The sequence below is a fragment of the Picosynechococcus sp. NKBG15041c genome, assembly GCF_055380235.1.
The window spans coordinates 1,644,870-1,658,087 of the sequence record NZ_AP040363.1; the positions used below are offsets into that span (position 1 = coordinate 1,644,870).

At 49.6% G+C, this 13,218-nt stretch carries 12 protein-coding genes; 4 read left to right on the top strand and 8 right to left on the bottom strand.

What is annotated here, in order from left to right; genetic code table 11:
* The first annotated feature begins 10 nt into the window (after nt 1–10).
* The 4 genes from ACZ45B_RS07925 (at nt 11) to ACZ45B_RS07940 (ending at nt 4,757) form a co-directional block, all read left to right on the top strand.
* Entirely contained in the window at nt 11–2,218 is a 2,208-nt protein-coding gene (locus ACZ45B_RS07925; RefSeq protein ID WP_024546374.1) for a PP2C family protein-serine/threonine phosphatase, read from the top strand.
* Between the two features lie 161 nt (nt 2,219–2,379).
* A complete protein-coding gene (locus tag ACZ45B_RS07930) occupies nt 2,380–3,090 on the top strand; it encodes a Crp/Fnr family transcriptional regulator (protein WP_024546373.1) in 711 nt (236 codons plus the stop codon).
* A 9-nt stretch (nt 3,091–3,099) separates the two neighbouring features.
* Nucleotides 3,100–3,876, top strand: a complete 777-nt coding sequence (locus ACZ45B_RS07935; protein WP_024546372.1) for a DUF2232 domain-containing protein — start codon at nt 3,100–3,102, stop codon at nt 3,874–3,876.
* 26 nt (nt 3,877–3,902) lie between these two features.
* Nucleotides 3,903–4,757, top strand: a complete 855-nt coding sequence (locus ACZ45B_RS07940; RefSeq protein ID WP_024546371.1) for a methyltransferase domain-containing protein — start codon at nt 3,903–3,905, stop codon at nt 4,755–4,757.
* A gap of 20 nt (nt 4,758–4,777) precedes the next feature.
* Here the strand turns inward: ACZ45B_RS07940 and ACZ45B_RS07945 are convergent, their stop codons facing one another.
* From ACZ45B_RS07945 to ACZ45B_RS07980, 8 genes are all read right to left on the bottom strand, one after another.
* Complete coding sequence (locus ACZ45B_RS07945) at nt 4,778–6,031, bottom strand: MFS transporter (RefSeq protein WP_024546370.1); 1,254 nt, start codon at nt 6,029–6,031, stop codon at nt 4,778–4,780.
* Nucleotides 6,032–6,304: 273 nt separating this feature from the next.
* Nucleotides 6,305–6,709: an NIL domain-containing protein gene (locus ACZ45B_RS07950; RefSeq protein WP_024546369.1), complete on the bottom strand. Its 405-nt coding sequence runs from the start codon at nt 6,707–6,709 to the stop codon at nt 6,305–6,307.
* Between the two features lie 228 nt (nt 6,710–6,937).
* Nucleotides 6,938–7,567, bottom strand: coding sequence for a DUF2059 domain-containing protein (locus ACZ45B_RS07955; protein WP_024546368.1), 630 nt, complete (start codon nt 7,565–7,567; stop codon nt 6,938–6,940).
* 154 nt (nt 7,568–7,721) lie between these two features.
* On the bottom strand, nt 7,722–8,057 hold the full coding sequence (locus ACZ45B_RS07960) for a ribulose bisphosphate carboxylase small subunit (protein ID WP_024546367.1): 336 nt from the start codon (nt 8,055–8,057) through the stop codon (nt 7,722–7,724).
* Between the two features lie 30 nt (nt 8,058–8,087).
* Nucleotides 8,088–8,492 (bottom strand): RuBisCO chaperone RbcX, encoded by a 405-nt coding sequence (gene rcbX, locus ACZ45B_RS07965; protein ID WP_024546366.1) that lies wholly within the window; start codon nt 8,490–8,492, stop codon nt 8,088–8,090.
* 68 nt (nt 8,493–8,560) lie between these two features.
* Nucleotides 8,561–9,976 (bottom strand): form I ribulose bisphosphate carboxylase large subunit, encoded by a 1,416-nt coding sequence (locus ACZ45B_RS07970; RefSeq protein WP_024546365.1) that lies wholly within the window; start codon nt 9,974–9,976, stop codon nt 8,561–8,563.
* Between the two features lie 476 nt (nt 9,977–10,452).
* A complete protein-coding gene (locus ACZ45B_RS07975) occupies nt 10,453–11,106 on the bottom strand; it encodes an LbetaH domain-containing protein (RefSeq protein ID WP_024546364.1) in 654 nt (217 codons plus the stop codon).
* Nucleotides 11,107–11,203: 97 nt separating this feature from the next.
* Nucleotides 11,204–13,177, bottom strand: a complete 1,974-nt coding sequence (locus ACZ45B_RS07980) for a ribulose bisphosphate carboxylase small subunit (RefSeq protein ID WP_024546363.1) — start codon at nt 13,175–13,177, stop codon at nt 11,204–11,206.
* Nucleotides 13,178–13,218: the final 41 nt, after the last annotated feature.

The window sequence follows — 13,218 nt, forward strand, 5'->3', positions numbered from 1 at the left end:
CACAGATGTAATGGATATTTCTAAGGTAACGATTTCTTGTGGAAAAAACGACTGCCCTGGGGTAGCTTCGTTGGCTCAATCCCACTGTCCCCTCTGTCAAACACCGGTAATCAAGCGTTATCTCCGGCTTGTTGGAGCCCCCCATTTACAGCTCACTCCCCGGACATTCGTAGGGGAAGGCGATCGCTATTGGGTTACAGACACGCCGGATATCGTCCTCGATACTAAACCACGGCTTTTACCTGTGCTCACCGAGACCTTTCCGGCGGCCATCGAAAGCTATCTACGTCTGTCCCCACACCTCCTCCACATCCCCGAAGTTTTTGGCTTACTCACCCCCCAAGAGGGCTGGCTACTCGAATATCCCTCGGTACCATTGGGGCAAGATGGCCTCCCCCAATTTCCGCAGCTGTTTGCTGCTCTCACGGAAGCTTGGGCCACGGCGACACCGCTACAACACTTGAATTGGTTGATGCAAATCGCCGGGTTACTGCCAGATTTTCTGGAGCAGGGCGTCGTTCCCACTGCCTATTATTTGGAAGACTGGGCGATCCATGGGGGGATTGTGCAGGTCCAAAAGTTGCGTTTTGAACCGAATCAGCCCCTTAATTTGCAGCGCCTCGGCAAGGTCTGGGAAGATCTGCTCAATCAGGTGGATCCTGTGATTCAACCTTTTTGTACTCGTCTTCAACAGGGGTTACTCCAGGGACACATTCAACAGCCTCAACAGCTCTATGAGATTCTACACCAGGGCGCTTTAGAGCTTGGGCGATCGCAATATGACTACCACTACCGGGTCTATACCCAGACAGATGCGGGGCCAAGCCGTGACCACAATGAGGATGCCTGTTTTCCTCCCCCCGGAAAGCTCTACCCAGAGGAACCTTTAGCCATTGTTTGTGATGGTATTGGCGGCCATGAGCAGGGGGAAGTGGCTTCGGCGATCGCCATTGAGCAGTTACAGAAACAATTGATTATTCTCGCGGCCAATCCCCCCAGAAATCGAGCTCTCATCCAAGAAAAAATTGCCGAAGCGGTCCTGGGAGCTAACGATGTTATTTGCGAGCAAAATGACCAGGAGCGTCGCCAAGACCGCAACCGGATGGGCACGACCCTTGTAATGGGTTGGATCCACGGCCCGGAACTCTATCTGGCCCATGTGGGCGACTCCCGAATTTATCGCATTACCGCTACTAGTTGCCATCAAATGACCTACGACGATGATCTCGGCTCCCGGGAAGTGCGCTTGGGTTATGCCCTCTACAAAGATGCCCTTTCCTACCCGGGGGCCGGGGCTCTGGTACAGGCCTTGGGAATGAGCCCTTCCCATTCGATCCATCCGACGGTAACAACTTCTATCCTTGACCAAGATGCGATCTATCTGCTCTGCTCCGATGGGTTGAGCGATGAGGGTCAAGTAGAAGCCCATTGGCAAACGGAAATTGCCCCTCTTCTACAGGGAGCAAAAGATCTAACCCAGGTGGGTGAGCGATTGATTGAAATCGCCAATACGAAAAACGGCCATGACAACAGTACCATTGCTTTGCTTGATGTGAGGGTACAAAATCACCCCCAGGATCTGGCGATCGCCTTCCCGAAATTGACCCAACTACAACCGACCCTCGTCCAGGCCAAATCCACTGCACCGCCCGCCAAAACCCAAATGCCCAGGTTACGGGGCCAGGCCCCGGCAAGTAGGACCTCTAATCGCTTGCTGCTCATGGCCATTGGCGCTTTTTGTTTATTGGGCATTAGTGGTCTTCTGTGGCAACAATGGCGACGGTCCTCCACCAGGGAGGCGACCCCGCCAGCGACCCCACCCTTGATTAATCCAGTCCCGATTACTGATGCCCCCGAACCCTCCTCCCCGGTCACGCTACCCGGCGGCGAACTAGAAACTGAACCCATTGCCCTCACTAAAAATCAAATCTTGCAGCTCCAAGATGAAGCGAACTTGACCGCCGCGACCATCCCAGGCGCAACCGTACCCGATACGCTTGTGATTCCAGGGGGGAGTATCCTCCGGGTTGAGGAAATTACCGCTGACTTCCAAGTGATGCTCAAGTTATGCCGCAGTAGTGCGCAAACTATTCCCGCCAATTCTCAACCCTTGACAGAAGGCAACAATGGTTGGGTTGCCCTCACTGACTTGGAGGGGCAACTGGTTGAAGATTTTGTTGTGCCGGCGGTGAATCCCTGTGGGCCAGAGGTGGAATAGTTAAGATTCAGGGGGAAAAGTTCCCAGGGACGATAGTCGGTCAGCACTGCCATTGCATAATAGGATGGAACCTAGAGGCGATCGCCTAACTATATTTTTGGCTAGAAAGATCCGTTGCTAATCCTCACCTCTGTGTCATATTTCCCCTTGTCCCAAGCGCCATGGCCGAATCTCCTTCCTATTCTCGAAGTGATGACAGTTCTCCCGTTTTTCTCCGGGCTTTACCATTTTTTCAAGGGGTGCCAGAAATTAGTCTCCAGAAAGCCATTGGCCACCTTGTGACACGACCCTATCCGGCCCATCAAACTATTCTTCTCGAAAAAGATTGGGGCGGATCGGTCTATTTCATTCAAACTGGCTGGGTAAAAATCCGCACCTACAACCTAGATGGCAAAGAAATTACCCTCAATATCCTTGGCCCTGGTGAACTCTTCGGTGAAATGGCGGCTCTCGATGAAGCGACTCGCTCTACGGATGTGATTACCTTGACCCCGACTCTCATCAGTAGTGTCCCCGCCGCTGATTTTGTGGAGCTCGTGCATACAGAGCCTTTGGTGGGGGTGCGCTTGGCACAATTAATGGCTAAACGCCTACGACAGATCAATCGTCGTCTCCAGGTTAGGGAAACAAATAGCGTTGCCCGAGTTGCTGACACCCTGGTCTTTTTGGCAGAAGGTCAGGGGATCAGCAGTGACCAAAGTGGTATGCAAATTCCCAGTTTACCCCACCGAGAATTAAGTAGCCTCAGTGGTTTGGCCCGGGAAACAGTAACGCGGGTTTTGACTAAGCTAGAGAAGAAGGGTTTAATTAGGCGCACTCCTGATGCCATATTTATTCCAAATATGAGCGCCCTCGATGACATCATCCATTAGGCGATCGCTGTGACTGAGCATTTTTCTGATCCGACCAATTCTCCTGAGGAAGTAAACTGGGTAGACTTAGACACACCTCCTGCCGCCGTCACCCCAGCAACTGTCTTATCCCCAGTCGACGAACCCGAAATCATTGCGCCGCCATCGCCTACCTCCCCCACCAAGCACCGTAAAACCTTGGTAGTTGTAGAAACAGCTTTTTTGGCGAGCACGGCGAGCCTTATTTGGCTGATTAATTACTATTTTCCCATTGGCCCTCTCCTGCGCCTTTTCTTCCCCTTGCCGATCGCCTTAGTATATCTGCGTTGGGGTTCCCGGGCTGCTTGGATGTCCACATTGGTCTCAGGGCTACTGCTTTCTATTCTCATGGGGCCAACCCGTAGCATTATTTACACGATTCCCTATGGCTTAATCGGTGTGCAGCTCGGCTGGCTATGGCGTCGGCAAGGATCTTGGTATTGGTCGATTGCCCTAGGCACAATTTTGGGAACCCTGGGTTTTTTCTTTCGGGTCTGGCTGCTGTCGCTGTTGCTCGGGGAAGATCTCTGGATCTATGTCATTTCCCAAATTTCCCAGATGGCCGATTGGTTATTTTTGCGCTTGGGCCTATTGACTTCGCCCAGTTTATTCGTCATTCAGCTTTTGGCCCTGGTCATGCTGATTATTAACAGTATGCTATACCTATTCGTGGTGCATCTGGTGGCGTTGTTGATGTTAGACCGCCTGGGTAATCCGATTCCCCGTCCCCCCCATTGGGTGCAGGTTTTGATCGAATACGAAGATTAAAGAAAAGATTCAACAAGGAAACCCCTATGGCAGCGCAGCTTTATCAGCAAATCCGTGAATTTTATGATGCCTCAAGTCCTCTATGGGAATCAATTTGGGGAGAACATATGCACCATGATTTCTATGGCTTTGGTGGCACAGAGCGGCTCAATCGGCGCCAGGCACAAATTGAATTGATTGAGGAATTTTTGGCTTGGGGTAAAGTTGAGCAAATTGAACGTTTTGTCGATGTAGGTTGCGGTATTGGGGGTAGTACTCTCTATCTCGCAGAAAAGTTTAATGCAGAAGGCGTTGGGATCACCCTCTCGCCAGTACAAGCAAACCGGGCCACAGAGCGGGCAGCGGCGCACAATCTAACAGAACAAACAGAATTTAAAGTCGCTGATGCTCTAAACATGCCCTTTCGAGATGGAGAATTTGATCTGGTATGGACCCTCGAAAGTGGTGAACATATGCCCAATAAGCGGCAATTTCTCCAGGAATGCACGCGTGTGCTCAAGCCGGGCGGCAAACTACTAATGGCCACCTGGTGTCATCGCCCAACAGATTCGGTGGCGGGGAGTCTCACCCCTGCTGAACAAAAGCATTTAGAGGAGATCTATCGGGTGTATTGTTTGCCCTATGTGATCTCCTTACCGGATTATCAGGCGATCGCCGCCGAATGTGGTTTAGAGAATATTGAAACCGCCGATTGGTCTACCGCCGTTGCCCCCTTTTGGGATCAGGTGATTGATTCTGCCATTTCTCCCGATGCTGTGATTGGCGTAGTCAAAGCAGGCTGGCAAACGATTCAAGGGGCATTAGCTTTGGATTTAATGAAAAGCGGTTTTCGACGGGGTTTAATTCGCTATGGTTTACTGCAGGCCACGAAACCTCAGTAACTATTCTTTCGCAAATTTCCCTAGGAACCAATTTCGGGCGATCGCCGCCAAGGCACTTCCCACCAGAAAAAGAACAATGCCAGGAGACCTGCCAATAACTGTAGGCCGCCAAAAATTCCCAAGGCCCAATCAAAGCCCCAGTTTAGTAATTCTCCGAAAATTAGACTCCCAACACCAAACCCCGTAAAGAGCGTGAACACCTTCAAACCCATCGTTTGGCCGAGGTTATCGTCATCGCCTAAATCCGTGACAATACCCACAAAGAGCGGCTGCGTCAGATCATAGCCAATGGACAAAACAATGACCGCCACCGTCGTCATCCAGGGGGTAATTGGCAAAATCATCACCAAACCCGACAACGCCGCCATCACCAGGCCCGCTGGCACCAACCATCGCCGCCCCCAACGGTCCACTGCTTTTCCAATCCAAGCACTCAGTAACAAACCGGGGATGCCGTAACCAAGGATCGTCAGACCAATATTTAACGGACTCATCGCGAACCGTTGGGACAAATATAGACCGAGCCACGTAAAAACCCCCGCATGGTAAATCCCATTCCACAGAACATAGGCGTAGGTGCGCTGACCCCGAAAACTCCGTAACACCTGCCAGTAACCCCGAAAAACCTGCTGCATGGAAGGGAGTTTTTTCTGGGGCGCTTCGTCAAACAACGCGCCATAAGGTTGCAACCGCCACAGGACCAAAGCTGCGGCGATCGCCGTCCCGATAAACAAAGTCCGCCAACCGATAAAGGGTTCTAAAATTGCTCCCCCAGCGGAACCTGCCGCCATGCCCCCTTCCATTGCTGCGAAAATGAGGCCCAACATTGCCCCCCGTCGCTCAAAGGGAAACAAATCACCAATCAACGCAAAGGTCATTGGAATAATGCCGCTCGCGCCAATCCCCGTCAGTAAACGCCAGGTCGCCAATTGGGAAACATTTTGGGAGGTCGCCGTTAATCCCGTGAAAATAACAAAAATTACCAATGCGACTTGAATAATCGCCCAGCGTCCGAAACGATCCGAGAGAATACCGTAGAAAAGGGCAGTGAGGGCGTAGGACAGCATATAAATGGGCACAATAAAGCCAATTTCCTGCACAGAAGACCCAAAAATTTCTGCTAATCGGGGAATCAAAGGGGCAATCATATAGCCCTGTAAAAAAATCAAACCCGCTGCTACTGCTAATAGATAAAATAGGTTGCCATGATTTTTTAGCCGTAATCCTTGGTCTGCTGGCTCTGTGTGGCGTTGAAAGTCTGACGCTTGCTTCATGGCACATAAAAGTGAAGATTTCCTAACAATATCCTAGGGGATATTTTTGTGAGGAACAATCTCGCCGCTTACAACCGAGAAAGTAGAACGCTTGTCATCCAAAGCTTCTGGCTTTTTTTTGAACATTGGAACAGGATTTGTAATTCCTCTGATTAGAAAATAAAATCTATGGCTCAATTTTTCTTTTAAGGCATACTGATCACCCCATTTCAACGACGCATTTTTAGTGCCAATTTGGTGTGATCAACCATGGCGATTTTCAAGAAAATTACTTTAAAAATTGGTGGCGATCGCCTGAACGGGACAAGCAGGCAAGCACTGTTCACAAACAACACATTTTTGGCGGGCAAACTTGAGGCGGAAAGTTTTCGGGTCTAACGAGAGGGCTCCCGTCGGGCAAACCCCTGTACAAAGGCCACAATCGACACAAATCTCTTCATTGATCACAATTTCTCGACTGGCCAGGGAGACTAAAATCCCTTTTCCCTTCATCCATTCCAGGGCCATTTCGATCGCATCAATATCCCCCTGGAGCTCTACGACTAATTTCCCCACCTGATTGGGGGCTACCTGGGCACGGATAATATTGGCCGCAATGTTGAAATCCTTCGCCAAACGGTAGGTGACAGGCATTTGTACCGTGTCTTGGGGAAAGGTTAGGGTCACGCGTTTTTTCATCTTTCAAATTTCCCCTGAATCTGATTCCTCTATGACTATTCTAAGGGAGTTACCAGTTCTATGTATTGGAATAGAACACTAAAGATTTAGTCTTGAGCTTTGGGGGGTAGATGATGATTTTTTTCAAAGAAAAGGCCAATAGCAATCAGGAAAATCTAACTCACTTCCAGGGTGAAAAGATTTGATGATGGCAAACTGCAAAACACCGAATCTGTACAATTTTAATAATTAATTAGCAACTTCAACGTCCTCTAATTCTTCAGTATTTAAAGCTTCTGGATCATCTAACATTTCAAAAGCAGAGGCAAATTCTTCTAGCATTACTTGTTGGCTAATGTCCACCATGGCAGGGGTCAACTGCTCACTAAACAGCGCCGTGGAACGTTCAGTCATTTCAGGAAAAATTGCGGCGGTTTTTTGGCCGGTGGGGGTTTTGTAAAAAGCGATTAAATCTTGTAGTTCAGCTTCTGTGAAATATTCGTTGTAAAGCGTAAAATCAATCTCCCGCTGGAGAGCGACGAAGTCGATTCTTTCCTGCATCAGGGTGTAAATGCGATCAGTGATGCGGGTGACACTTTCTTGAATGGTGGCCAAGGTTTCGGGATCCATTTCTTCGCCAAAAAATTCATTGCCCATGTTGCCCATGCCGGTGGCTTGATCTTGGATCTGTTTCAGCATCAGTTCCAACATCTGGGTCGCATTTTCATCACGGAAGGTCAAGGCGCGGAGTTCATTGATTAAGGCAGTTTTAGTTTCGCTCGGGGGTTCGATTTCAGCAAAGACAAGGCTCGGATTGACACTAATAGCCAAGGCGATCGCCACCGTGCTACAGAGAGATTTAAAGGACTTCAGCATCATTTTGCAGTTAATTCGTAAATAAGATTAGGATGAGGTTCTCGCCATAGAAGGATTGCAATAATTTTAAACTTAAACAAAAAAATGCGATCACCTTCAGGGCGATCGCATGCCGCATGATTCAAATAAAATTCAGTTCACAAAAGCTGCTGAAACCTTAGTAGCGGGTTTGGTTGGGCTTGTAAACAATGAAGCTCACAGTCTGACACTGCTTGATGTTGTCGAAGCCAACAACCCGGATGTAGCAGTCAGAGTACTCACTACGGCACTCACGCACTTCATTAAGCACCTCTTGGGCAGAAGATGCGTTGAAGAGGGGAAGCTTCCAAAGAGTCCAGTGGTGCAGTTCAGGAGTGGGGTCTTTTTCGAACTCAACGCCAGGAATATAGCCCTGGTCAATCATGAATTGAACCTGGCGAGCAATCTGCTGATCGCTGAGGGGGGGCAGATAAGAAAGAGTTTCGTAACGCTTTTCTTTAGGTAAAGTTTTCATTGATTTATGTCCTCTTTATAGGATCAAAGTTTATTCAGAATCTTCTGAAAGATCGGACTCAACGCTGTTGGCTTGGGCCCTATCAGTTGATGAAGAATCAACCTGAGTTAAACGCTCTAGGAGAGAACGACGATGTTTTCCATTGGACTGCTTAATTTGGCTTAAAACCATTTCTGGTAAAAATTCCAAAACATTCTCTGCCAGAGTTTCCCGTACCGTCAAAATTCTGAGGACGAGTTCTTTGTTTTCTGCCATCATCGCTTCGAGGTACAGATCACTGGCCTGAACGGGATGGCGTTCCGAAAACTCACTGAGCCAGAGGGCTTGTCCAGGATTGGTCTCACTAAGCTGTTGACTAATTAGACGAACGGCCTGATAGGTCAAGTAATTCTGCAAAGTGATCGCCGTTTCCTGCGCAACTTTTTTAAACTCCATGGGAGGGAACCATCAGTGAATAGGTCAATTTTGGCAAACTTTCCCATTCACTGATGCTCACCAAGAGCTTAGAGAGTGTCAACGGTGTCGAATTCGAACTTGATTTCCTTCCACAGGTCGAGGGCAGCCGCCAATTCAGGAGACCACTTACCTGCTTCACGGAGGACATCATTACCTTCACGGGCCAAGCTACGACCTTCGTTACGGGCTTGAATACAAGCTTCAAGGGCAACACGGTTTGCAGTTGCACCAGGTGCGTTACCCCAGGGGTGACCAAGAGTACCACCACCAAACTGGAGGCAGGAATCATCACCGAAGATTTCAACGAGGGCAGGCATGTGCCATACGTGAATACCGCCGGAAGCCACAGGCATTGTGCCGGGGAGGGAGGCGTAGTCTTGGGTGAAGAATACACCGCGAGAACGATCTTCCTCGACGTAGTCTTCACGCATTAGGTCTACGAAACCGAGAGTACCAGCGCGATCGCCTTCGAGTTTACCGACGACAGTACCGGAGTGGAGGTGGTCACCACCAGAGAGGCGAAGACACTTAGCGAGAACGCGGAAGTGAATCCCGTGGTTCTTCTGACGGTCGATGACCGCGTGCATTGCCCGGTGGATGTGGAGCAGGACGCCGTTATCACGACACCATTTCGCCAGGGTAGTGTTCGCAGTGAAACCACCAGTTAAGAAGTCGTGCATCACGATGGGAGTACCGATTTCTTTTGCGAATTCAGCCCGCTTGAGCATTTCTTCGCAGGTACCAGCGGTGACGTTGAGGTAGTGACCCTTAACTTCGTTGGTTTCAGCTTGGGCTTTTTCGATGGCTTCTTGAACAAACAGGAAGCGATCGCGCCAGCGCATGAAAGGCTGAGAGTTGATGTTTTCGTCGTCCTTGGTGAAGTCGAGACCACCACGGAGACATTCATAAACCGCACGACCGTAGTTCTTCGCAGACAGACCGAGCTTGGGCTTAATCGTACAACCGAGTAGAGGACGACCGTACTTGTTGAGGAGGTCACGCTCTACAGTGATACCGTGGGGAGGACCTTGGTAGGTTTTGATTAGCGCAACGGGGAAGCGGATATCTTCTAAACGCAGGGCCCGGAGAGCTTTGAAACCGAATACGTTACCAACCAAAGAGGTCAGAACGTTAGTGATCGAACCTTCTTCGAACAGGTCGAGGGGGTACGCCACAAAACAGAAATACTGGTTGTCTTCACCGGGAACAGGTTCAACACTGTAACAACGGCCTTTGTAGCGATCGAGATCAGTGAGACCATCGGTCCATACAGTGGTCCAAGTACCAGTAGAAGATTCAGCGGCAACAGCTGCAGCACACTCTTCGGGGGGGACTCCAGGTTGGGGAGTCATCCGGAAACAAGCGAGTAAGTCGGTATCTTTCGGGGTGTAATCGGGGGTGTAGTAAGTCAGGCGGTAGTCCTGTACACCGGCATTAAACCCAGCAGATTTGGTCTGAACCATGCGGTTTTCCTCCAGCAAAAATGCTTATCTTGAACAGATAAATACCCTTCCGGGTATCGTTGGTCGAAAACTTCAAAAATCTTATGTTGGCAAAGTTGCTTTTTAAAATTCTGAAGATTCAAGTCTTATGACTTTCTTTAATCTGTGGGATATGTTACCACAGCGCCGACTTATTTTTTTCTTTTGTTACCAAAAAAAGATTGCTTTTATTTTTTGAGTTGATTAGCATTTCTAATGCTGTGATCTTGACGCCTACAGAAACACCCCAAGCTGACCCATAAAAACAATAAAACACCCAGCAAACTCAATGGTTTTCCTCGCTGGGGTTCTCACTAAAATTGCTTGCAGGGAGAGGCTTTTCCCCTATGGGCAATCATGAAGGAAAAGATGAATATTTTGGGTGTTTCCCAATGATTTTTCTAGGGAATTTTGGAGATTTAATTGCCTCTCAATAAATCGCAAGCTTAAAGCTCAAGTTATGGGTGATCGGGTTTATTTAGATTATTAAGAGAGTTCTGGTGAGGGAATAGGGTCATTAACAGTTGATTAATATAAACTTGTCCCACAACAGGTGCTTTTTCGGTAGGCGCTGAGGGAGAGGGAAGATCTGGTGTTGTGGAGATAACTTCGGCCTTAGTTTCAGGAGGAGTGGCATTTTCTACGACGGGAGAAGTTGGCGATCGCCCTTGGTCTAGGGGCTGAGTGGGAACACTTTCGGCTTGCCAAGGATCCTGCTCGGCCGATGTTGCCCCTGGGTGAGGTGCCGATGGAGGGGGCGCAATTGTTGACCGCGAAGTGTCTCCGACTAAACTGTTCGGGGGCAGGAGAGTCGCGGCAAGGATCGAAGCTTGAAAAATAGTCGAACCATAGCCAATGCAGACATTTTCACCCACAGAACAGTGACCGAGGATCAGACAACCAGCTCCAACAATCGCACTGCTGTGGATCTCAATGTTTCCTCCATGGGCCTGAATCACTGCCCCGGCACCAATACAAACCCCAGCGGCGATCGCCACATAGCAGCCAGCAGTTGCCTGCAGGATTACACCGGGGGCAATAACCGCTTGGGGGTGAATTCTAACATCACCACTGATTTGAATATCGGAACAGGTAATTGCCGGAGAAGTCACAATAGTTCGTTAAACAGTGATCTACAAAGGATCACTAGGGGACTAAAAGCGGGGGGATGTTACGAAATCCCCCATCTAAGCGTTATAGGAAAAGCGATTAAGGACGCTGGATAATTTCCTCAAGCACCCGTCTTCTTGCTGCTTCATCCACACCAATTAGGCGCACATACTCACCACTATGGTCCTGGAGGCAGGTTTCTAGACGACGCAATACTTCATTTTCTTGGGTGCTATCGATCGTGCCACAGCTACTCCAGGACTTAACCCGGAAGCGACGCTTATCTGCATGCTCCGTGCCGATCTTATAGCCCTGCATCAAGAGCGATCGCACCTTTGAGACCACGTCGCCAGTGAGCTTATTGCCACCATGATTGCTGCTAAAGCCAATATTGGTGGTGTTTGCCGGAGCACTACTTGCAAAACTTGTGGTGGTGTTGCTAGTTGCCTGGGTGGGAGCGCTGTTGCCTGGACGCTGGACGATAATTTCCGCTACTCTCGTCTTCGTGCTGGGGTCAACGGCAATCAGTTGCACATATTCATTGGGAAACTGCCCGGCGATCGCCTGAACATTCCCTAAAATTTGACCCGCAGAATGACCATCGACAAACCCCGCCCCTAACCAAGATTGGGTCTTAAAGCGACGAGTACTGGCATGCTCTGCCGTGAAAGTGCATCCCTGACTTGCCAAGGCAGCAATTTGACTCGCAACATCACCTCCCACTGCGGTGTTGACAATACCACTGCCTCGGTGGGTATTGGCGGCCCCACCAGTAGCGAGGGTCGTTGTTTCTCCAGGGCGCTGGACAATGATTTCTGCAACACGGGATTTGCTGTTAGGGTCCACGGCAATCAGCTGCACATACTCACCAGCATATTGGCCCAATAGAGCACTAACGTTAGCAATGATCTGTTCAGCGGAATGGCCTTCCACAAAACCGGCACTCAACCAAGATTTGGTCTTGAAGCGCCGTTTGTTCGCATGTTCTGCCGTGAAGGTACATCCCTGGGCCGCGAAGGAGCGAATCTGAGAGGTTAGATCGCCACTAACAGCCCCTGACTGTACACCACCACCACTGCTGCGAGCAGGTGCACTGTAAGCATTACCAGAAGCAGCTTGAATCGGGGCATTATCCCCAGGACGCTGGACAATAATCTCTGCAGAACGTGATTTGCTATTGGGGTCAACCGCAATCAATTGCACATATTCCCCAGCGTGATTTGCAAGAATTCGGCTCAAATTAGCAATGATTTGATCAGCAGAGCGACCCTCCACAAAGCCAGCACTCAGCCAAGATTTGGTCTTGAAGCGTCGTTTGTTCGCATGTTCTGCCGTGAAGGTACATCCCTGAGCCGCGAGGCCACGCACCTGATTGTAAAGATCTCCGTTTGAACTCATATTTCCCACCGATTGGTTGTCACTAGTACCGCTTATATTTTTAGAAGAGGAAGGGGTAATTGGTTGGTCTGTGGTTGGTTCCACATTGCTAGAATTAGGAGCCTCCCCGAGTAGAGCACCATTGATTTCGATGACTCGCTTCGCAAAAACACGATCTGCATCGGTCACATTGGAGAGACGTTCTACCTGTTGTTGACTGGTAATCACGGCCCCAGAGGGGACGTATTTGCCAGGGGGAATGTCTACATCTTGAATGAGGGCGTGCATCATAATGACACAGCCGTCCCCAATTCGGGCATTGAAAACCGTAGACCGAAATCCAATAAAACAGTCGTTGCCAATGTAGGCAGGGCCGTGGATCAAGGCCATGTGGGTGATGCAACTGCGATCGCCAATCCAAACAGAATAGTCTTGGCCATCGGCGCCAACCACTCGCCCTTGTTCTAAGCCATGGATGACTACACCATCCTGGATATTTGCTGCCGACCCAATATAAAAAGGCGCGCCCTCATCTGCCCGGATGGATGTCCCCGGAGAGATGAGCACGTTTTCACAAACTGTGACGTCACCAATTAGATTCGAGAAAGAATGCACATAGGCGCTTTCGTGGATCTTGGGCTCTGCTAGGTCTTTAGACCAAGGTGTTGGGGGCGCCGCGGCACTGCGGACTACCATGGATCAATCCCTCCTCTCAATGTCATTGATTGCCTATCTTG